This window comes from Nonomuraea monospora, from assembly GCF_039531895.1.
GTDB lineage: Bacteria > Actinomycetota > Actinomycetes > Streptosporangiales > Streptosporangiaceae > Nonomuraea > Nonomuraea monospora.
In genome coordinates, this window is record NZ_BAAAQX010000017.1 from 42,265 (window position 1) to 62,792 (window position 20,528).

Sequence of the window (20,528 nt, forward strand, 5' to 3'; positions counted from 1 at the left end):
TCTCACCAGCCTCCCGGGGTGTAGCCGTGGGCGGCGAGTTCCTCCAGGCAGGAGAGCGGGGCGTGCGGGACGGCGGCGCCGTCGGGGCCAGGCACGAACACCTCGCTGGACAGCACGCGGCCGTCGCAGCCGTTGACCTCGCGGATGCTGGAGACGTAGCGGCGCAGCCGGCCGCCCACGTGGTAGTCGTTGCGCTTCTCGATGAAGACCACGAAGTCGATGGCGCCGGCGATGAGCATGTGGGTGGCGTCGATGGGCAGCCGCTCGCGGGCCTGCAACGCGTAGGTGGAGATGCGGTTGAAGACCTCCATGCTGGAGTTGGCGTGGATGGTCGACAGGGAGCCGTCGTTGCCCTGGGTCATCGCGTTGAGCATGGTGACGATCTCGTCGCCGAGCACCTCGCCGACGATGACGCGGCTGGGGTTCATCCGCAGCGAGCGGCGGACCAGCTCGGCCATGGAGATCTCGCCCTGGCCCTCGGAGTTGGGCAGGCGCTGCTCGAAGGCGACGACGTTGGGGTGCAGCTCGGGGAACTGGTCGAGGCCCAGCTCCAGGGCGCGTTCGACGGTGATGAGGCGCTCGGCGGGCGGGATCTCGTTGGCCAGGGCGCGCAGCAGGGTCGTCTTGCCCGCGTTGGTGGACCCGGCGATCATGATGTTCTTGCGGGCGCCGACCGCCGCCTTCATGAACCTCGCTATGTCCTGACTTATCGTGCCGTTGCCTACGAGATCGGACATGAAGACCTTGCCCAGGCGGGCGCGGCGGATCGACACGGACGGCCTGACCGTGACGTCCATGACCGCGCTCAGCCGGGAGCCGTCGGGCAGGCGCAGGTCGAGCTGTGGGTTGGCGGTGTCGAACGGCCTGCTCGACAGCCCCGAGTACGCCGCCAGGATCTGGATCAGCTCGATCAGCTCGTCGTCGGACTCGGCGACCGGGTCGTGCATCAGCTCCTGGCCGTCGGCGTAGCTCACGAACACCCTGTCGCAACCGTTGATGTCGATGTTCTCGACCTCGGCGTCGTCGAGCAGCGGCTGCAGCCGCCCCACCCCGAACAGCGCCGCGTGGATGCCGGCCGCGAGCGCCTCTTCCTCCTCCACGGTCGGCGGCGTGCGGCCCAGGCCGATCTCGCCGCGCGCGTGCTCCTCCAGCACCTGCGAGATCAGCGCCCTGGCGAACTGGCGCTCGTCCTCGCCGGTCATCGGGGGCAGGCCGTTGGCCTGGTCGAGCCGGCGCTGGTGGGCCAGGCGGTCGCCGACCTCCTGGCGGAAGCGTTTGACGAGGGAGTGGTCGATCATCGGTGGCTCACCAGCCTCGCCGCCAGGTCTCGGGCCGTACGGATGAGCAGCGAGCGGTCCAGCCGGCCGCCCCACTGGCCGCGCAGCAATTCGGCGCCCTTGGGGTCGTAGGCCAGGCCGTGCACGAACTGCACGCTGGGGCCGACGATCCTGCGCACGTCCTCGATGGAGCCGCGGTAGTTGCGCGGGTCGGCGATCACCACGACGCCGTGCGCCTTGGTGATCTGGAGTCGCTCGCGCAGGTGGGCCACGTGGTCGAGGGTGGCCCTGGTGAGCAGCACGACCTGCTCGGACTCGGCCATCAGGTCGGCGATCTGCGGGTGCGCGCCCAGACGTCCGCAGTCGGCGATCACGTCGGCGTTCGGGACGGCCGCGAGCGACCTGCCCAGCGGGCCCCACAGCCAGGTGAGCCCGGCGGCCTGCTCGCCGTGCGTGAGCCCGACCAGCACGTCGAGCCCGCCGACGATCTTCTGGGTGTGCTGGTGGATCTGCGCGGCCTCCAGCCCGCGCCGCGCGGTGGCGCCCAGCGTGAGCAGCCCCCTGCCGGGGTTCAGCACGCCTCCGCCCGCGGCGGGCAGGCGGTAGGCGAGGTCGCCGCCCGCCGGGTCACATTCGGCCAGCAGCACGGGACGGGGCCAGACCGCCGCGAGCGCCGTGGCGGCGGTGGTCACCCCCGGCGCGCCCTTGTCGGCCGCCAGTACGATCAGCGCCACGTCAGCGTGCCCCCGGAAGCTCGGCCACCGCGATCTGCCCGCTGGAGGCGGCGGCCACGACCTCCGGCGCCGCGGGAGCCTCCACGACCACGGTGATCTGGCCGGAATTCCCCGTTCTGGACTTGTCGCCGACGGCGAAGACGAGTGCGCTCGCGGCGAGCACGCGGCTTTCTCCCTCACTCGACCGGCTCGGTACGAATATCACCTGAACGCGATCACCCGGCTGCACGTCTGCCGGTATTTGACCGGGTTTGAGGGCCAGCCCGACGGTGGCCTTTCCCTCCCCCAGCTCAGTGGTCGTCTTCGCCCCCATCTCGTTGATGAACAGCGTGCCAGGCAGGATGGTGACGGTCGCGAAGCTGTTGAGCACTTCGTCCCGCTCCGACCAGGAGACGTAGTCGACGCCATCATTAGCGATCTTGACTTCCTCGATCGCGGCCTTGGTGAACTTCTGCCCGGCGCCGACCTGCTGGACGACGCGGATGGCGGAGACGCGGTTGCCGCTGTTCAGCACGAGCAGGGTCGTGGCCAGCGCGCCGCCCAGGATGAGCAGGACGGCCAGCGCGGCCAGCGCCGGCTTGCGTTCCCTGGGCGGGACGGGGAGCTTGCGCGAGGCCGGCCCGGACAACCCCGCCGCCGCGTTGGCGGCAGGCTGCTTTTCACTGGTCCTCATGGGTGGGGGGCTCCCGGAAAGGTGAATTGCGGAATTCACGCCATTATGTGGGGATCATCCGAGCGGCGGAGGCGGAATTCGAAGACCCATGCTTGTTTCGCAGGTGACATGATGTCAAGCGCAGATAATCAATGCCTATTGTTTCTACCGAGTTGACGGATACCGATTTATTGGGTTAGTCGCCTCTTCAATAACTTCTGTCACATCCATCACCGGGCCATGCCATTGGCGTCAATCGGCGCACCCCGCCACGTTCCGGACGCTACTTTGGCGCCCGAAGTCGACCGAGGAGAGACGGCACCATGCGGATCATGCTCACCGTGATCGGCGGGCAGGGCGACCGTGACGTCGTGATCGACGGCGACGACGGCGCCACGGTGGGACGGCTCAGCGCGGAGCTGAGCGACCACGGCCCGCTGGCGGAGGTCGTCCGGCTGCCCAAGGCCAGAGCCCCCTACAACATGACGGCGGGCGGCATGACGGCGGGCGGCGGAGGCCCCCGGGTGCCGCGGCCGCGCAGGCCCGAGCGGTCCGACATGGGGCCGCCCACGCTGTGGCGCGACGGCCGCCCGCTCGACCCGCTCGCCCCGGTCACCGCCGTGCTGCGCGACGGCGACAAGGTGACCATGGAGGCCCACCTGGCCCGCGCCACCATCGTCGCGGAGCCCGGCGGCGTCGCCGAGGTGCGGGTCGTGGGCGGGCCCGCCGCCGGGGCGGTGCACCGGCTCGGGCTGGGCGCGCACGTCATCGGCGCCGACCCCATGTGCGCGGTGGCGGTGGGCGATCCCGCGCTGGCTCCCGAGGCGGTCACCGTACGCGTGACGCCGGAGGCCATCACCGTGGAGCGCACCTGGCAGCCGCCGGCCGACGCGCCCAAGCTCAAGCTCAAGGGCCGCTGGGCCGAGGAGGTCGCCGAGCTCACCGCCCGCACGGCCGAGCGGGAGGCCGCCGCGCTCGCCGCCGGCTACGGCGAGGTGCCCGAGCTCGACGGCCGGCCGCTCACCGAGCCGGTCGAATGGCCCGACCAGGCCGTGCTGACCTGCGGCTCCTCGGTGTTCACGCTGACCTCCATCGAGCCGAGGGACGCCCACCTCGCGCCGCGCAAGGAGGGCGGCGTCGCCTACAACCGGCCGCCCAGGCTGCGGCGGCCCGAGCCCCGGCGCACGTTCGTCCGGCCCAAGGAGCCGACGAGGAACGAGGGGATGCGCCTGCAACTGCTGGCCGCGCTCCTGCCCGCCGTGCTCGGCGTCACCCTGGCGTTCGCGCTCAAGCAGCCGTTCTACCTGCTCGTCGCCCTCATGACGCCGGTCATCATGATCGGCCAGTGGTGGAGCGACCGCCGCCACGGCAAGAAGCAGCACAAGAAGGCGCTCAAGGAGCACAAGGAGAAGCTGCGCGCCTACGACGAGGAGGTGGAGCAGGCCCGCGTCGCCGACGAGGCCGCGCGCAGGGACGACGCGCCCGACCCCGCCCGCGTGCTGCTGACCGCCACCGGGCCGCGCAGGCGGCTGTGGGAGCGCAGGATCCACGACACCGACACGCTCCGGCTGCGCATCGGCCTCGCCGACCTGCCCGCCGACCTGGAGCTTTCCGAGGAGCAGGGCGGCCGCATCGACCCCCCGATCTGCCGCTCCGTGCCGGTCGCGCTGCCCATGCGGCGGCTCGGGGTGGCGGGCGTCACCGGTGACCGTACGGCCGCCGCCGGGCTGGCGAGCTGGCTCATAGCCCAGGCCGCCACCCTGCACAGCCCTCGCGACCTGGCCGTCGTCATCGTGTCCGCGCACCCCGACGCCGAGCGGCAGTGGGGCTGGATGCGCTGGCTGCCGCACTGCGCGCCCCGGGCGGGCGAGGAGTGCGTGGCGCTCGTCGGCGCCGACCCCGACTCCGCCGCCCGCCGGGTCGCCGAGCTGGCCGCCCTCATCGACGAACGCCAGAACACCGCCATCCCCGAGCTGGGCAAGGTCCCCACCGGCTGGGACGACCTCGGCGGCCCCGAGAAGCCCACCTTCTCCTCCTACGACGTGCGCCCCTACGACGTGCTGGTGATCCTCGACGGCGCCCAGGTGCTGCGCGGCCTGCCCGGCATGCCGCAGGTGCTGCGCCAGGGGCCGCGCTGCGGCGTGTTCACCCTCGCCATCGACGACGACCAGCGGCTGCTGCCCGAGGAGTGCCAGACCGTGGCCGACTGCGGCCCCGACGGGCTGGTCCGCCTGCGCGGCGGCGGCCTCGACGTCCTCGGGCCCCTCCTCGGCGACCTCGTCTCCCCCGCCTGGTGCGACCGCCTCGCCAGGGCGCTGGCCCCCATCCGCGACGTCAGCAGGGACGACCCAGGCGGCAACCTGCCCGACGCCGCCCGCCTGCTCGACCTCATGGGCCTGACCGTGCCCACCGGCGCCGAGCTGGCCTCCCGGTGGACCGCGCACGGCAGCACCGAGGCGCTGATCGGCGTCGGGCCCGACGGGCCGTTCACCGTGGACCTCCGGCTCGACGGCCCGCACGGGCTCATCGCCGGCACCACAGGCGCGGGCAAGTCAGAGCTGCTGCAGACCATGATCTGCTCGCTGGCGGTGGCGAACCGGCCCGACCAGCTCACGTTCGTGCTGATCGACTACAAGGGCGGGGCGGCCTTCAAGGAGTGCGTACGGCTGCCGCACACCGTCGGCATGGTCAGCGACCTCGACGGCCACCTCACGCAGCGGGCCCTCGACTCGCTCGCGGCCGAGATCCGGCGCAGGGAGCGGCTGCTGGCGGCGGCGGGGGCCAAGGACATCGAGGACTACACCGGGGCGGGGATGCCCCGGCTGGTGTTGATCATCGACGAGTTCGCCGCGCTCGTGGCCGAGTTGCCTGACTTCGTGACCGGGCTCGTGGACATCGCGCGGCGCGGGCGGTCTCTCGGGATTCATCTCATCCTGGCCACGCAGCGGCCCGCCGGGGTGGTGACGGCCGACATCCAGGCGAACACGTCGCTGCGGATCGCGTTGCGGGTGACCGAGCCCGCCGAGTCGGCGGACGTGATCGATGTGCCGGACGCCGCGCACATCTCCAAGTCGACGCCTGGGCGGTGTTACGTGCGGTCGGGGGTGGGGGCGGCGGTCGCGGTGCAGACGGCCCGCGTCGGGGGTCGCAGCCCGGTCCTGCCCGTGCCGGGCGGGAACGGGGCGAGCGGCACTGGTGGCGGCCCGGCGGGCGGCGGCCTGGCGGGCGGCGGCCTGGCGGGCGGCGGCCTGGCGGGCGGCGGCCTGGCGGGCGGTTTGGCGGGGGGTGGGAGTCTGCGAGTGCTTGAGGTGGAGTGGCGTGCGCTGGGCAAGGCGCTGCCGCCGCCTCCGCGTGCGGACGACGAGGAGTCCACGATCACGGACCTCACGCTCGTCGCCGACGCCCTCATCGAGGCCGCCGAACTGGCGGAAGTGCCCGCGCAGCCGAGCCCCTGGCTGGACCCCCTGCCCTCGCACCTCGTCCTCGACCTCCCCGAGAGCAGCCCCCCGGAGGCCGCCGGCGGGTTCGCGGAAGTGGAGCCGCTGCCGTTCGGGATCACCGACCGGCCGTGGGCGCAGGACAGGCGCCCGCTGGCGCTCGACGTCGCGCACGGCGGACACCTGCTCATCGCGGGCGCCGCTCGCAGCGGAAGATCGACGGCGCTGCGGACCATCGCGGGCTCCATCGCCGCCCACGCCTCCCCCGAGGACGTGCACCTGCACGCCGTGGACTGCGGCTCCGGCGCGCTGCTGCCGCTGATGGCCATGCCGCACTGCGGCGCCGTCGTGACGCGCGACCAGCTCGACCGGGTGGAGCGGCTGCTCACCCGGCTGCGGGCGGAGGTCGGGCGCAGGCAGCAGCTTCTCGCGGAGGCCGGGCACGCGTCGCTGGCCGAGTACCGGCTGGCCGGGCATCGGCTGCCGTGGCTGGTGTTCATGCTCGACCGGTGGGAGGGCTTCGTCGCGGCCTTCGAGGGCTACGACTACGGGCGGCTGATCGAGGCGGTGCTGCAGCTTCTGCGGGAAGGGCCCGCGGTGGGGTTGAGGGGGGTCGTGAGCAGCGATCGGTCGGGGTTGCTCGGGCAGGTGTCAACCGTGTTCGATGATCGGCTGTTGTTGCGGTTGTCCGACAGCACGGACTACGGGCTGGCGGGCTTCCCGCTCAAGGGGCTGCCGGCCGTCATGCCTGCGGGGCGGGCGCTGTCCATGGGTGAGCACGGGATCGTGGAGCATCACGTCGCGCTGCTGGCCGCCGACCCGGCGGGCCCCGCGCAGGTCGCGGCGCTCCAGGCGCTGGCCCGCACGGCGTCGGCGCCTCCGGGATGGCGCGCCTCCCAGCAGGAGGCCGACAGGCTCGGGGCCGGGGCTGACGGGCACGAGGCCGACGAGCATGGGGCCGACGAGCATGGGGCCGACGAGCATGGGGCCGACGAGCACGGGGCCGGGGGTGGCGCGGTGAGGCGGCCGAGCCCCTCGCATGCCCTGGGCGTCGGCAGGGGCCCCTGGCGCTGGGGCGGGTCGCCGCCGTTGCGGGTGGACGCGCTCCCGATGCGCATCACCACCACCCAGACGATGGCCCTGGACCCGGCGTTCACCCCACCGTCACCGCTGTGGGCCCTGGTGGGCGCGGGCGGCGACGCGCTGGCGCCGCTCGGGTTCGACCTTCAGGCCCAGGGCCCCGGCGCGGTGATCGCCGGCCCGTCCCGCTCGGGCCGCTCCTCGGCGCTGCTGACGGCCGCTCACTCGCTGATCGCCCAGGGCACCCCGGTGGTGGCGGTCGCGCCCAGGCGCAGCCCGCTGCGTGAGCTGGAGGGCGCGCTGGCCGTGCTGAACGGCGACGCCACGGACCTGCGGGAGCTGGTGGCCGAGCACGAGCACTACGTGGTGCTGGTGGACGACGCCGAGCTGGTGAACCCGGACGGCCCGCTGGGCACGGCCCTGGAGGAGGTGATCCGGTCGGGCCGCGACGGCGACCACGGCCTGCTGATCGCGGGCACGACGGGCGACCTGACGGTGGCCTACCGGGGGTTCGTGGCGGAGGCGCGCAAGTCGCGTACCGGACTGTTGCTGGCGGTGCAGGGGCAGACCGACGGCGATCTGTTCTCGATCCGGCTGCCGCGCGGAGCGGGCGGCGGGCCGTCCGGGCGGGGCCTGCTCGTGACGACCGGCACCATCACCCAGATTCAGGCGGCTTTGCCGGACAACGACTGATATTCACCGGATGACCGAAACTCGACCCAAGTGTGCGCTCTATGCTGATGCCTGCGACACGTGGGGAGAGAGATGCAGACCCGGAAGGACCTCTACCAGGCGCACAAGCTGATGCAGCAGCGCCTGGGGATGGCACTGCTGCAGGCGGAGCCGGACGTGCCCGAGTCCCCGATGCGGCGGCACAACGTGGCCATGTTCTGCGGGATCATCGTCGCGCTGCTGGTCACGGCGGCGTTCGGGATCTGGGGGCTGCTCAAGCCCGGCGCGGCGACGAACCTGGAGGCGGCCGGGCAGCTCCTCGTGGAGGAGGAGACCGGCGCCAAGTACGTCTACAGCCAGGAACAGAAGCGGATGCTGCCGGTCGCGAACTACGTCTCCGCGCTGCTGGTGCTGGACTCCACCAACTTCGAGGTCAGGAACGTCTCCGCGGCCTCGCTCGCCAAGTACCCGCGCGGCCCGCTCGTGGGCATCGCCGGCGCCCCCGACTCGCTGCCGCCCAGGGAGAAGCTGGTCAAGGGCCCGTGGTCGGTCTGCGTGACGGAGGCTCCGGACGCGACGGGCACGGCGGTCCCGTTCGTGACGCTCGTGGGCGGCAGCGAGGTCGGCGGGACGCCGATCGGCACCGGCGCGCTGGTCGTCACGGACGGCCAGGAGAGCTGGGTGATCTGGAACGACCAGCGGATGAAGACGAGCGACGCCGGGGTGCGGGTGCTCAACGCGCGTCCCAAGAAGGTGCCCGCCACGTGGATCAACGCGATCCCGTCCGGGCCCGACTTCAAGGCGCCGGGCATCCCCGGCATCGGGAAGAAGAAGCGCGGCCCCGACGGCCGCAACGCCGCCATCGGGCGCGTCTACATCGTGAAGGGCGTCGGCGGCGCCCCCGACCGCTGGTACGTGCTGCTCGCCGACGGCCTGGCCGGGCTCAACGTCACGCAGGCCACGCTGCTGCTGGAGGAGCCGGGGCTCAAGCGCGCGTACGGCGGGAAGGCGGCCATGCCGCTGGAGCTCGACGCGGCCACGGCCAACTCCGCGAGCAGCGGCCGCAGCCTCATCGTGGGCGGCATGCCGACCAGCCTGCCCAAGGCGGTCGCGTCCTCGGCGTCGCCGCTGTGCTCCGTGTACGCCGACACGCAGAACGGCTCGGCCAAGGCGAAGCTGACGGTCGGCGGCACCATGGCGATCCCCGCGCCCAGCGTGCGGGGCGATCAGGAGCACTTCGACCAGGTGCTGATGCCGTCGGGCTCGGCGGCGCTCGGCGGGCTGCTGCCGGGCGACGGGCAGAAGGCGTCCGTGCAGACCTACTTCCTGATCAGCGACCAGGGCAGGCGCTTCCAGTTGCAGTCAGGGGATCAGATCAACAAGCTGGGATACGGGGCCGAGGACGTGGCGCCGATCCCCGGCAACCTCGTCCACCTGCTGCCCGAGGGGCCTGCGCTGGATCCGCAGGTGGCGCGTTCGCCGTTGCAGGTCACCGCCCAGTGACCGCGCCGGGGGCTGACAGGCCCCCGGCGGTCCCGATCAGATGAAGGCGCTCATGCCGCCCGCGCCGGTGGTGGAAATGCTCGGCATGCCGCCGTTCTTGGGCTGCAGGGTGCCCACGCCGGTGGTCTCGTCGCCGACGTACTCCAGGTCGGCCGGCGCGAAGTCCGGCCGGGGGCGGCTCTGCTCCATGAACTGGCCCAGCGACATGCACATGAGGTTGACGCCGGCCACGACGGCGGTGAGCATCGCCACGGACTTCATCTGCTTGCCCAGCATGCCCCTGACCACCATGCCCATGCGGGTCAGCGCGACGAAGATCGCCACAGCCATGGCCGCCTGGAACCCGGGCCAGGGAGTGAAGAGGGGGAGGAGCTTCTTCCAGCCGGCGAGCAGCAACATGACGCTGGCCACGGTCACCACCACGTCCGCGGCGAGGTCGTAGGCGTTGGCGAGGCTGTGCACGCCCTGCCCCACACCCTGGTGGTACTTCTCGGCCGTGTCCATCTGCTCCAGGAACGTGTCCACCGAGTCGTTGAACGCCTCGCAGGCGGGCCCCTTCCACCACTCCTTCTCGTTGCACTCCTCGCGCAGGGTGCGCACCGCCTGCTTGATGCCCTCGAAGTCCATCTCGCCGCCGCCCTCGGGGGCGCTCCACCGTTCGGCGGCCAGCTGCATGCTTGGCGGGTTGGACACCATCGTGCCGATCATCAGCGCGATGTTCCTGGCCATCGGGTACTCGTACAACATGGCGGCGGCGGCGGTCGCCGTGGTGGCCGCGTAGATGAACTTGCCGCGACCGGCTCCTGTAGCGGACATGTGGTTCCTCTCAGGCCTCGCCGATCACGGGTGGGGCGATGTCGATGTCGTCCACCCAGTCGGCTTCGTCGCCGCGTACGTAGTCGGGCTTGTCCCGCTCGCTGTTCTGGTCGCCGCCTCCGCCGCCCATGGGCGGCATGAACGGCATGCCCATGCCGTTCATGCCGTTCAGGCCGCGCGCCGCGGCGGCGCCTGCCGCGGCGGGCTGCTGCATGCCCCCGGACGAGACGCCCGTGGGCGAGCCGGTGGACAGGCCGGGGCCGAGCGAGGTGGTGGTGCCCGGGATGGTCGGGGTGGTGGGCGTGGCGCCCAGTTTGGTGGGGTCGTAGCCGGCCAGCCCGGTCTTGGTGGGGTCGGTCGGCAGGGTGGTGCTGGGGTCCGGGACGTTGTGGTTGAGCTGGTCCTCGATGGACGGCGTGGTGGGGAGCGAGGCGTTGGCGTCCGGGATGTTCGCCTCGGGGATGTTCGTGTCCGGGACCTGCGTGTCCGGGACCTCGGGGACCTGGGTGTCAGGGAGGTCCGTGTCGGGGACGTTCGAGTCGGGGAGGTCGGTGTCGGGCAGCTCGGAGTCGGGGAGCTGGGAGTCCGGCAGCTCGGAGTCGGGCAGTTCGGAGGACGGCAGGTCGCCCGCGCCCAGGTCGCCCGCGCCGAGGTCGCCCGCGCCGGGGATGCCGCCGGTGTCCGGAATGCCGCCGCCGAGCGAGGACGGGTCGATGCCGCCGCCTCCGCCGCCTCCGTCGAGCCCGTAGGGGTCGGTCTGGATGACGCCGTCGTTGTCGTCGTCGGCCTTCTGGTAGTTCGCCTCGAGCTTCGTCAGCGCCGTCCGGTAGTCCGACAGGACGTCCCTGGCGGTCTTGAGCGTGTTGTGGGCGTTGTCCTTGAGCTGGTCGTGGGCGTAGTTGAGGCCGATGCCGATGACGCCGAAGGCGGGCGGCTCGACGCGGATGCCGCCGACGTTCTGGGCGATGGCGTCCATGTTGGGCGCCTGCTCGCCCAGCCCCTCGCCGACCTGCTTGATGCGGCCGTCCTTGAACTGGATCGTGGCGCCGGAGAGCGACGACCCGCCAGCGTACTGAGCGCCCCCGGTGTCGGTGGCCATGCACACCCCTCCCAGTCCATAAATCACGTTATGTCCGGACCTGGCTACGATATCGACAAAAATCAACTTCTAGCGTGAACAGTTGGCCAATGATCTAGACGCCTGTATGATCCGGATGGCAGCCTTTCCGCATGCGGATCAAGACCCTGATAGCAGGCGCGTGCGGCTTGGCCGTACTGCCTCTCACCGGCGTGGGCACGGCGGATGCCGCAACGGCCGCCTCCACGCTGCAACTGCCGTTCCCGTGTGGCGAGACCTGGGTGGGCAGCAGCAAGAGCTCCGCCCACACCGCGGGCTACGAGATCGACTTCAACGGCAGCGCGAACGACGGCAACGCCGACCTCGGCAGGACGGTCGTGGCAGCAGGCGCCGGCACGGTCGTCATGTCGGAGTACCGGAAGACGGACGGCCTCGGCAACGTCGTCAAGATCCGGCACTCGGACGGCACCGTGACCCTGTACGGCCACCTGAACGCCCGCTCGGTCTCCAACGGCGCCACCGTCCGCCAGGGCCAGAAGATCGGCACCGTCGGCAAGTCGTCCGCCAAGTACAACCTGATCGCCCACCTGCACTACGAGCAGCGCACGTCGTCCGGCAGCATCGTGCCCGCCAAGTTCAACGGCGCCACCTTCGCCTACCCCAACCAGAAGGTGACCTCGCGCAACTGCGGCGGCGGCACGCCGCCGCCGACCGGCGACAACAACGGCGGCGGCAGCGGCAACCCGTACTCGGCCACGAAGGTCTGCGGCTCCGGCTTCAAGCAGATCGACTCGCAGAGCCTCGGCTCCGCGGGCAAGGTGGTGCTGCTCTACTCGGCCGCCACCGGCCAGAACTGCGTCACGACGCTGCGCAACAGCGGCTCCGGCAAGGCGGCCGTGCTGGCCTACCTCCAGGTCGAGGGCAAGGCGCGCAAGAAGGACGCCGGCAGCTACCAGTACTACGCGGGCCCGGTGAAGGACACCGCCCGCAAGACCTGCGTGAAGTGGGGCGGAGCCATCGGCTCCGCCAAGTACGACAGCCCGCTCGAACACTGCGACTAACTCAGGCCAGCGTCGATGGGGTGGTGCCTTCCGGCCCACCCCATACGTCGTCGTCCTCGTAGAGGTCCGTGGAGATCTCCCCGGTCGCGTTGTCCTCCTTGCGGCTGGTGGAGAGCGGCGCGCCCATCATCGGCACGCCCATGCCGCCCATCCCGGCCCGGCCGGCCGCCGAGGCGGCGTTCGCCGCCGTGCCGCCGCCGGAGACCGCCCCCGCGTTGCCCGTCACGCCGCCGCCGGGGTTGCCGGTGCCGCCCGTCCCCGGGCCGTTGCCCGTGTAGGTGGTGCCGTTCGGGCTGCCGGGCCCGCCCGGCACTGTGGGGTCGTAACCCGCCAGGTTCGTGGAGCCGTAGTCGCCGGGCGAGCCCGCGCCCGCCGACGGCGTGGCGGGCGCCGAAGGAACGGACGGCACGCCGGGCGTGGCGCCGAGCGTGGTGTCGGTGAGCCCGTTCGGGTCGGCGCCGCCGTAGGCGTCGCTGTCGCCCACCCCGGGGACGCCGCCCACGCCGCCCACGCCGCCGGTGCCGTCGCCGGGGTTGAGCCCGCCGTTGCCGTAGCCGCCGGGGTACTGGCCGGCGGACGACGGGTAGTCGCCGTTGACGCCGGACGGGCCGCCGGGGATCGAGCCGGTGTTGAACGGGGTGGTCTGGTAGGCGGGCACGTCCCCCGAGCCGAGGCTGGCGACCTGCGGGCCGGTCAGGCCGCTGTTGCCGAAGTCGGGCATCTCGGGGTCGACCACGATCGGCAGCGCCTGCTGCACGTCCACCGGCAGGTCCTCGTAGTGCTGCGCGATCCGCTCGTTGACCTCCCGCAGGTGCTGGGTGGCCCGGTCGCTGCTGCGCTTGATGCCGTAGAACGGGATCTGGTCGGCCCAGTCGATGTCGTTGTCGGAGCGGGAGTCGCGGCCCCTGCTCTCCACCACGTTGGCCTGCGCCCACTGCAGCGTGTCGCCGTACGGCTTGAGCGACCTGCCCATCCGGCCGAGCTTGGCGGCCAGCTCGACCACGCTGGCGTGCAGGCTGCGCAACTGGAGCTGCGTCTGGTACGCCGCCGGCCCCTTGTAGTGCTCGGCCAGCTCGGCGGCCTTCGTCTTCAGGTCCGCGGCGAAGTCGTTCAGCAGCGGCTCGGCGGCCTGGTAGTACAGCCCCGCGAGCTGGACCGCGGCCGGGTCGGTCGCGTCGATCATGTCCCGGATCTCACCGATCGTGTCCCGGAACATGCTCTCCATGAACCCGGCTTCCTGCACCGACGTGTCGATCGGCTGGTTGCCGTAGCGGAGAGTGTAGGTCTGTGTCTCGGGCTGGTCAGCCATGGCGCTCTTCTTTCCTCTCAGGCCTGACGCGAGGTGGCTTCCTCGGTCGCCTGCTCGGCGGTCTGGGACGTCCGCGCGATCTCCAGCACGGCGTCGAACGACTCCTCCGCCTGCTTGTTCAGGCCGGCGTAGAGGCCGCCGGTGCTGCCGGGCTCGCCGATCAGCATGCCGTAGGCGCTGAAGGCGGCCGTGCCGTACTGCATGGCGGCCGGCCACTGGCCCATCTGCTCCTGGTTGAGCGCGCAGTACTGCTGGAGGTCCGGCAGCGAGCCGGCGCCCGCCGGGAGCTGGGGCCCCGGCACCGGGTCGCCCTGCGGGACGGCGAACTCCGTCACCGGGATGCCGGAGGAGGTGGTGAGCTTCTTGAGCAGCTCGTGCAACTCGCCCGCGATGCGCCGCACCTCGGTGCGGTCGGTGTACGGGTCCTCGCTCTCGTCCTTGTCCGACGCCCCCGGCCAGTTCTGGTCGAGCTGGATGGCCATGCCGCCTCCCTCAGTTGATCACCGGCGAGATGGTGCTCTCCGTCGCCGAGTGCCAGTCGTCGCGTTCGCCCTTCAGGTTCGTCTGGTGTTCCTGACTCTCCTGCTCGCCGGCGGGCGCGCCGCCGCCCATCGGCATGAAGGGGTAGCCCATGCCGCCCGCGCCCGCCCTGGCCGCCGCGGCGGCGCCGGGGACGCCCGGCTGGGAGTACGAGCCCGATCCGCCGATCACGGCGGGGGCCGCGTTGCCCGTGGGCGTGAGGTAGCTGGTCTGCGGCGTCGTGGCCGGGGTGTACGTCGTCGTCGAGGGCATGGTCGTGGTGGGCGTGGGCTGGGTGCCCGCCGTCTCCGTGGCCCTGGGGTCGTAGGTCTCGGCACCGGTCTGCGTGGTGCGCTCGGGGTCGGTGGTGTTGCTGTCGATCACGGACGGCGTGGTGCCGTCGGTGCCGTCCCCCTGGCCGGCGGGCGTGGTGGAGGAGCCCGAGCCGTCGGAGGAGGAGCCCCCGGAGCCATCGGAGGAGCCCGAACCGTCGGAAGAGCCCGAGCCGTCGGAAGAGCCCGAGCCGTCCGAGGAGCCCGGACCGCCCGAGGAGCCCGGCTGGTCTCCCGAGCCCGAGCCTGAGCCGCCGGAGGAACCGCCCGGCCCGCCGGAGCCGTTCGAGCCGCTCGAACCCGTCGAGCCGCTGGAGTTGCCGACGCTGTCCCAGCCGGACGAGCCGCCGGAGGACCCGCCGCCGCCTCCTGAGTTCCCGAAGGTGTAGGGCGTGTCCTGGTCCATCGACGGCAGATCCCGGCCGCCGGGGTCGGTGGCAGGCGTGACCGTCGGCAGGTCGATGGTCACGCTGTCGGGGATCTGAAAGTCGTACAGGTCGACGATGTGCTGGTTGAGCGTCTCCATCGCCCGCCTGGCGGCCTGGTCGTCCAGCTCGGACGCCTGCGGGGTGGGCCCTGGCGTGGGCTGGTCCCGGCCGATCGTCGGGGACGTGGTGGGCTCGGCACTGGCCGAGACGGTCGGCGACGGGCCGGGCGAGGGCTGGGGCTCGGCGTCGGACCGCTGGTTCTGGTTGGCCGCGGCCCGCACGTCCTCGATGGCCGTCGGCAGGTAGTCACGCCCGTACAGGGTGAGTGCCTCGGACATCTTGGTCATCGCGGCGGCCAGCTCGGTGCCGCTGGCGTGCAGCATCTGCAGCGCGCGCTGCGTCTTCGCGGCGGCCTCCGACCGCCAGGCGTCGTTGAGCGCGACGCCGATGTCGGGCAGCGAGTCGGCCACCGCCTTGACGGCGTCGGCCACCCGGCCGTACGTCATGCCGCGGTCGTGCACCTCCATCGGGGAGGTGCCGTCCAGCCACTGCTGGATCTGCTCGCGGGAGGCGGTGACCGCACCGGCGCTCGGGCGCCTGGAGGGGTCGCGGATGTCAACGGTCCGCTCAGCCACTGGCTCTCACTTTCAGCTATCGCCCCTGACGGGGTTGGTGCGCTCATAGACCGCGGCGCTGTCCCTGATGGCCTGCACGACCTTCTGGCAGCACTCGACGTACTCCTGGTAGAGGGCCGCCAGGCGCTGCCCGCGGCCCTCCAGGGACACCTGACCGCCGGGGTCGGCCCCGGTGGAGCCGACGCTGTGCGCGAACGCGGCGGCGGCGGGCCAGCTCCCGATGTGCTGCTGGCCCAGGTCGAAGTACCTGGTGAGGGCCTCCACCGCGCCCGTGCCGCCGTCCTTGGTGCCGCCCGGGCCCTGCGTGGGCACCAGGGCGATCTCCAGGTCGTCGGCGACGGCACGCATCTTGCCGACGTTGTAGAACAGGTCGGCGTCGGTGTCGTCCAGCCCGCGCCACGGCTCGGGTTCGAGCTCCCCCATGATCCTCTCCTCACGCGTTCGGCCACCGCGGGCGGTGGCCGAAGAAAGAACGACGGCGGAGTGAAGGCTCAGCCTTCGTACCACATCGCCTTGTTGCGGGCCTCCGCGGCCTGGTAGTTCTGGTTCGCGATCTGGACGGCGCCGCGCAGCTCGACGAGGTTCGCGCTCATGGTGTTGGCGGCGTTGTCCCACTTGGTCTTGTACCGCATGAACTCGGCCTTGGCGCCTTCGACGTCGCCGTCCCAGTTCTCCTGGAGCTGCTGCAGCAGCTTGGTCACCAGGTCGTCGAGAGCCGTGTCGAAGGCCTTGACGATGTCCTCGTAGTCCTTGGCGGCCAAGTCCATGTTCTTGAAGTTGACCTTGGTGAAATCCATCTCAGGCATGACGGTCCCCCTCTACTTGACGTCCGCGTTGATGAGCGCCTCGACCTTGCCGACACCGGCCATGACGTCCTCGTCGTTCATGCTGTACGTGATGGCGTTCGCGCCCATCTTCTCGGCGATGCCCTCGAGGTCCTGCCGGACGGCCCGCATCTGCGCGTCCCAGCTCTCCATGATGGTGCGGAACCGGTTGGCGGCCGGGCCGAGCCAGTCGGCCTGGAGCAGACCGTTGGAGGTGGTCTCCACGGCGACCCGCAGACCCTCGATGAACTGGGCCGTGTCAGTGACGTTTCCCGCCGCCAGGTTGATCTGGGAGCTCGACGCCCCAAAATAGCTCACTTGCTACCTCCGTGGTGTGCAATTTCGGTCGCTTATCCATATAAGCACCATTTGCCTCTTGAGTAACAGGCGTCCCTATGGCGAAGATGTAACAGGATCTCGACAAGGGAGCAAACCCGCTGGTAAATCAGAGGTCGAGGTCGCGACGGATGCGGTCCAGCTCGCCCATGACGTTCTCGAACGCCCTGTCGTAGTTGGCGTCCGCCTGCTGGATCGGCTTGAGCAGCGCCTCCGGGTCGTTCATGAGGCGCGTCGGCGTGGCCGCCGCGCCCAACACCTCGGCCATGAGCTCCTCGGCCGCGCGCTGGAGATCCGCCGTCGCGGCGGTCACGGCTTCCTTGATCTTCTCCGACAGCTCCACGGCCGCCAGGCGCATGGCCTTGGGGTGGATGTCCAGGGTGCGGATGCCTTCCTGGGCGTACTCGACGACGACCATGCCGTCGGCGTCCTCACCCCTGCCGGCCAGCAGCGGCATGCGCCTCTGCAGCTCGTCGGACTTGGCGAGCTGCTCGTCGACGCCGCGCAACAGACGTTCCACGTCGATGTTGGCGAAGTCCCCGAAATCCGTCACGAGTCACATCTTGCACCAAGAGCCACGTTCACGGCGTGGTTGTGCTCACATCCGGCGCGATCCAGTCAAAGTTCTGCGAGCCGGACGGAAGGCTTCCGGGAGCGGGCGGCTCGTTGAAGGAGGGGTAGTGGCTCAGGTCGAGCTTGGCCCGCTGGAAGTCGATGGCGGCGATGCCCGTCGGCGCCACGTAGCCGAACTGGCGCTCCTTCTTGGCCATGGTCGTCAGCGTGTCACCGCCCTTGGACAGCAGCGCCCCCATCACGCCGGTGCCGATCGTCACGGCCGTGAGCACCTTGGCGCCCGTGAGCTGCTCCAGGAGCATCCCCAGCGCCCGCGTCTGCGGGGCCGGGAACAGCTTCAGCCACACGGCCCTGACCAGCGCCGCGAAGGCCGCCGCGCCCAGCACCGAGATGGCCACCCAGTACGCGCGGAAGGCGGCGGCGATCTCGTCGAGCACCTTGCCGATGTCGTCGAACATCTTGCGCAGGGCGCCGATCTCGCCGTGGAAGCGGGCGTGGACGCGCGCGTACTCCTGCTGGTCGGCCGCGATCCAGCCGGTCTCGGAGGTCTTCAGGATCTGCGGCATGAGGTTCTTGATCCCGTCGTCGAGCCGGGCGCTCATGCCGACGCTCCAGATCGTGCCGGCCCGCGCGATCTCGCCCTCGTCCGCGTTGACGGTGGCGGCGACCATGATGGCGGGGACGACCCAGGAGGAGACGCGGCCCGCGGCCCGCAGCGTGGCCAGCCCCCTGGAGGCGGAGCTCTCCGCGCCGGCGGCCGACATGGAGCCGAGCTTCCCGCTGTCCGGGTTGAGCGGGATCAGCGGCGACGACCCGCGGGACACCGGGGAGAGCGCGTTCAGGTACGGGTCGCTCATGCGCGGTACCCGACCATGTTCGCGTTCTCGGCGGCGGTCCAGTTGCGCTCGCAGTGGGTCATGGCCGTCACCCAGCTCTCCAGGGTCGCCATGGCCTCACCCATGATGTCGTCACACCGGGCCTGGACGTCCTTGTAGGTGCCGCCGATGATCTGGTCGCCGAACGTCCCGAAGCCGTTGCCCTGGACGTCGGCGGCCGGGATCATGCCGCGGACGAAGCCCACCATGTCGTCCTTCAGCTCACGGTCGATGCGTCCGCGCGTCTTGCGGATGGTGCTCGAGGTGATGTGGATCTCGCGTGTGGTTCCCACGGCACTCGATTCTTGCGGTGGTTTGCACCCGTTTCATCACTCATAGCTGGATTTTTCTGATCACTTCAGCAGCTGGTCATGTGGCCATCCCCAATTGTTAACCCGGACCGGGTGGCGTGCTCGCATGAGCTCCCGCGACTTCAACCCCGACGACCTCGACGGCCTCCTGCGCGACAGCGAGCGCTCGCTGCGCGAGCTGACGAGCATGATCGGCGAGCTGCAGAGCATCTCCGGCGCGGGAGAGAGCCGCAGCGGCGCGGTCAGCGCCACCGTCGACGCCAACGGGCGGCTCGACCGGCTCAAGCTGGCGCCCAGGGCGAGCCGCATGGAGCTGGACGAGCTGACCGAGGAGATCGTCCAGGCCGTCCGCGCCGCCCAGGACGACCAGGCGCGCAGGACCATGGCGCTCATCCCCGTCTCCCCCCAGCTCGGGAGCGTCTCCCTGGAGGAGATCCAGCGCCAGTTCGACGAGATCCAGGACTCCTTCACCCGGGACATGCACGAGCGGATGGCCGACCTGGAGGCCATCCGCCGCCGCTCGCTCGAAGACGACTGAACGCTTCAGCCGCTGAGGCCGCGCACCCAGGCGTACACGTCCAGGACGCCCAGCGCGAGCGGCACCAGCGCCGCGATCAGCAGCCACTCCACGATGTCGGCGGCCCGCCCCCAGAACGGCGAGAGCCGCCCGTCGGGCAGCCAGACCCCCATGCCGACGACGATCATCGCCGTCCACAGCAGCCCCAGCAGCACCGCGACGGCGGCCAGCCCGCCCACCACGACGCCGATCTCCACCCCGACGGCGGCCAGCCCGCCGAACCCGACGAGCATCAGCCACATCCGCTGGCCCACGCCCTGGAACACCCGCGCCCGCATGAGCTGCGCCAGCGCGAGCACCACGGACATGACGGCGGCGATCCAGGTGCCCTCGGCCAGCAGCAGAGCGTGCGCCCCGAGCCCGACCAGGCAGATCGCGACGATCATGCCGGTCGCGTAGCGCTGGGCCGCGCCGGTGCGCTGGAGCACGGAGGCGCTGTCGAGGTTCTGGTTGTCGCCGCGCAGCTCCTCCGCGTTGGTGGGCATGGTCGGCAGCGGCACCCTGGCCAGGCGGAACGACAGCACGGGCACCAGCGGCCCGAACGCCATCACGACGGCCGCCGCGACGGCCACCACCCCTCCGGCGGACGCCCCCGTCACCATCACCACGGCCGCGCACACCGCGCCCACCATGGAGGCGATGGCCGAGCCGAGGAAGCCGGGCACGCCGTCGGCGATCGCGGTGCCGCCGACGGTGGCCACCAGCGCGGTGCAGGCCAGCGCGCCGAGCAGTTGCGGCGAGCCCATCGCCGCCAGGCCGCCGCCCGCCGCCGGAGCCAGCAGCCCGGCCAGGAACGCGTACGGCAGCGCGGCGTACCCGATCAGCGCGCCCGCGCCCGAGTGGCCGACCGCCCTGGACAGCGCCACGCCGACCCCGATGAGCACCAGCGCCAGCGCGCCCGCCACGATCGCGGTGACCAGCGGCGTCAGCCCGCCGAGCGCCAGCGCCACGACGCCGGCCATCAGCAGCCCGCAGGCGGCCCCGCCGCCCATCGCGCGGGTGTGCCTGGCCTCCCAGCTCCCCCTGCCCTCCCGCACGCCGGTGGCGACCACGTCGGCCACGTCGTCGAACCTGGCGGGCGGCAGCGCCACCTGGCGCGGCCGGAGGTAGAGGATCTCGCCGTCGAGCACGCCGAGCTGGGCCAGGCTCTGCCCGAGGTCGAACGGCGGCCCGCCGATGCGCTGCAGCGTCCAGCCGGGCGCGGCGGAGGTCTCGCCGCCCAGCTCTCCCATGGCTCTCAGCAGGCCGGGCAGCACGTGCGGCAGCGGGATGTCGGCGGGCAGCGCCAGGTCGGCCTTCCTGCGCGGCCCCACCACCGTGACATGGCAGAGCGGCGGGAGCGGCGCGGGCATCTGGTGCAGTCCGTGCGGCGAAGGCGGGATCTCGGCCAGCGAAGTCACAGGGCCAACATAGCGAGGAGAAGTTAACTCATACCCCAACTCGGACGTAAGGCACATCTGGTAAGAAGGTTCTTCCGAGCGTCAGAAGGGGCCTTTCCA

19 protein-coding genes are annotated in these 20,528 nt (G+C 71.5%); 4 read left to right on the plus strand and 15 right to left on the minus strand.

Annotation, left to right across the window (positions count from 1 at the left end):
* Positions 1-2: 2 nt before the first annotated feature.
* Genes ABD331_RS29970 through ABD331_RS29980 form a run of 3 tightly spaced genes read right to left on the minus strand, consistent with a single transcriptional unit; the run spans position 3 to position 2,684 of the window.
* Positions 3-1,298, minus strand: coding sequence for a TadA family conjugal transfer-associated ATPase (locus ABD331_RS29970; protein WP_148438545.1), 1,296 nt, complete (start codon positions 1,296-1,298; stop codon positions 3-5).
* The gene (locus ABD331_RS29975; RefSeq protein WP_344481673.1) at positions 1,295-2,011 is read right to left on the minus strand and encodes a CpaE/TadZ family protein; all 717 of its coding nucleotides are present in this window, start codon (positions 2,009-2,011) and stop codon (positions 1,295-1,297) included. The genes ABD331_RS29970 and ABD331_RS29975 overlap by 4 nt, the downstream gene beginning before the upstream one ends.
* A 1-nt stretch (position 2,012) precedes the next feature.
* Positions 2,013-2,684, minus strand: a complete 672-nt coding sequence (locus ABD331_RS29980) for a CpaB family protein (RefSeq protein WP_344481675.1) — start codon at positions 2,682-2,684, stop codon at positions 2,013-2,015.
* 302 nt (positions 2,685-2,986) lie between these two features.
* On the opposite strand from ABD331_RS29980, the gene ABD331_RS29985 reads away from it, so the two are divergent.
* Positions 2,987-7,873: an FtsK/SpoIIIE domain-containing protein gene (locus tag ABD331_RS29985; protein WP_344481678.1), complete on the plus strand. Its 4,887-nt coding sequence runs from the start codon at positions 2,987-2,989 to the stop codon at positions 7,871-7,873.
* 72 nt (positions 7,874-7,945) lie between these two features.
* On the plus strand, positions 7,946-9,355 hold the full coding sequence (gene eccB, locus ABD331_RS29990; protein ID WP_344481680.1) for a type VII secretion protein EccB: 1,410 nt from the start codon (positions 7,946-7,948) through the stop codon (positions 9,353-9,355).
* A gap of 36 nt (positions 9,356-9,391) precedes the next feature.
* Here the strand turns inward: eccB and ABD331_RS29995 are convergent, their stop codons facing one another.
* Together ABD331_RS29995 and ABD331_RS30000 are read right to left on the minus strand one after the other, a co-directional pair.
* Entirely contained in the window at positions 9,392-10,171 is a 780-nt protein-coding gene (locus ABD331_RS29995; RefSeq protein ID WP_344481683.1) for a hypothetical protein, read from the minus strand.
* Positions 10,172-10,181: 10 nt separating this feature from the next.
* Complete coding sequence (locus tag ABD331_RS30000) at positions 10,182-11,270, minus strand: hypothetical protein (protein ID WP_344481685.1); 1,089 nt, start codon at positions 11,268-11,270, stop codon at positions 10,182-10,184.
* A 131-nt stretch (positions 11,271-11,401) separates the two neighbouring features.
* Between ABD331_RS30000 and ABD331_RS30005 the strand changes: the two genes are divergently transcribed.
* Entirely contained in the window at positions 11,402-12,310 is a 909-nt protein-coding gene (locus ABD331_RS30005) for a M23 family metallopeptidase (RefSeq protein WP_344481688.1), read from the plus strand.
* Between the two features lies 1 nt (position 12,311).
* Here the strand turns inward: ABD331_RS30005 and ABD331_RS30010 are convergent, their stop codons facing one another.
* The 9 genes from ABD331_RS30010 to ABD331_RS30050 form a co-directional block, all read right to left on the minus strand.
* Complete coding sequence (locus ABD331_RS30010) at positions 12,312-13,619, minus strand: hypothetical protein (protein WP_344481690.1); 1,308 nt, start codon at positions 13,617-13,619, stop codon at positions 12,312-12,314.
* Positions 13,620-13,636: 17 nt separating this feature from the next.
* Positions 13,637-14,101 (minus strand): hypothetical protein, encoded by a 465-nt coding sequence (locus tag ABD331_RS30015; RefSeq protein WP_344481693.1) that lies wholly within the window; start codon positions 14,099-14,101, stop codon positions 13,637-13,639.
* Between the two features lie 10 nt (positions 14,102-14,111).
* A complete protein-coding gene (locus tag ABD331_RS30020) occupies positions 14,112-15,533 on the minus strand; it encodes a hypothetical protein (protein WP_344481695.1) in 1,422 nt (473 codons plus the stop codon).
* 12 nt (positions 15,534-15,545) lie between these two features.
* On the minus strand, positions 15,546-15,956 hold the full coding sequence (locus tag ABD331_RS30025) for a hypothetical protein (protein WP_344481697.1): 411 nt from the start codon (positions 15,954-15,956) through the stop codon (positions 15,546-15,548).
* 68 nt (positions 15,957-16,024) lie between these two features.
* Positions 16,025-16,339 (minus strand): WXG100 family type VII secretion target, encoded by a 315-nt coding sequence (locus ABD331_RS30030; RefSeq protein ID WP_344481700.1) that lies wholly within the window; start codon positions 16,337-16,339, stop codon positions 16,025-16,027.
* A gap of 12 nt (positions 16,340-16,351) precedes the next feature.
* Positions 16,352-16,675, minus strand: coding sequence for a WXG100 family type VII secretion target (locus ABD331_RS30035; RefSeq protein ID WP_344481702.1), 324 nt, complete (start codon positions 16,673-16,675; stop codon positions 16,352-16,354).
* A 127-nt stretch (positions 16,676-16,802) separates the two neighbouring features.
* Positions 16,803-17,246 carry a YbaB/EbfC family nucleoid-associated protein gene (locus ABD331_RS30040; protein WP_344481705.1) on the minus strand — a complete coding sequence of 148 codons (444 nt, stop codon included), beginning with the start codon at positions 17,244-17,246 and terminating at the stop codon, positions 16,803-16,805.
* A gap of 28 nt (positions 17,247-17,274) precedes the next feature.
* The gene (locus ABD331_RS30045) at positions 17,275-18,123 is read right to left on the minus strand and encodes a WXG100 family type VII secretion target (protein ID WP_344481707.1); all 849 of its coding nucleotides are present in this window, start codon (positions 18,121-18,123) and stop codon (positions 17,275-17,277) included.
* Positions 18,120-18,434 carry a hypothetical protein gene (locus tag ABD331_RS30050; protein WP_148438562.1) on the minus strand — a complete coding sequence of 105 codons (315 nt, stop codon included), beginning with the start codon at positions 18,432-18,434 and terminating at the stop codon, positions 18,120-18,122. The genes ABD331_RS30045 and ABD331_RS30050 overlap by 4 nt, the downstream gene beginning before the upstream one ends.
* A gap of 124 nt (positions 18,435-18,558) precedes the next feature.
* On the opposite strand from ABD331_RS30050, the gene ABD331_RS30055 reads away from it, so the two are divergent.
* Entirely contained in the window at positions 18,559-18,990 is a 432-nt protein-coding gene (locus ABD331_RS30055; RefSeq protein WP_344481712.1) for a YbaB/EbfC family nucleoid-associated protein, read from the plus strand.
* Positions 18,991-18,995: 5 nt separating this feature from the next.
* Here the strand turns inward: ABD331_RS30055 and eccD are convergent, their stop codons facing one another.
* Positions 18,996-20,429 carry a type VII secretion integral membrane protein EccD gene (gene eccD, locus ABD331_RS30060; protein ID WP_344481714.1) on the minus strand — a complete coding sequence of 478 codons (1,434 nt, stop codon included), beginning with the start codon at positions 20,427-20,429 and terminating at the stop codon, positions 18,996-18,998.
* Positions 20,430-20,528 lie beyond the last annotated feature (99 nt).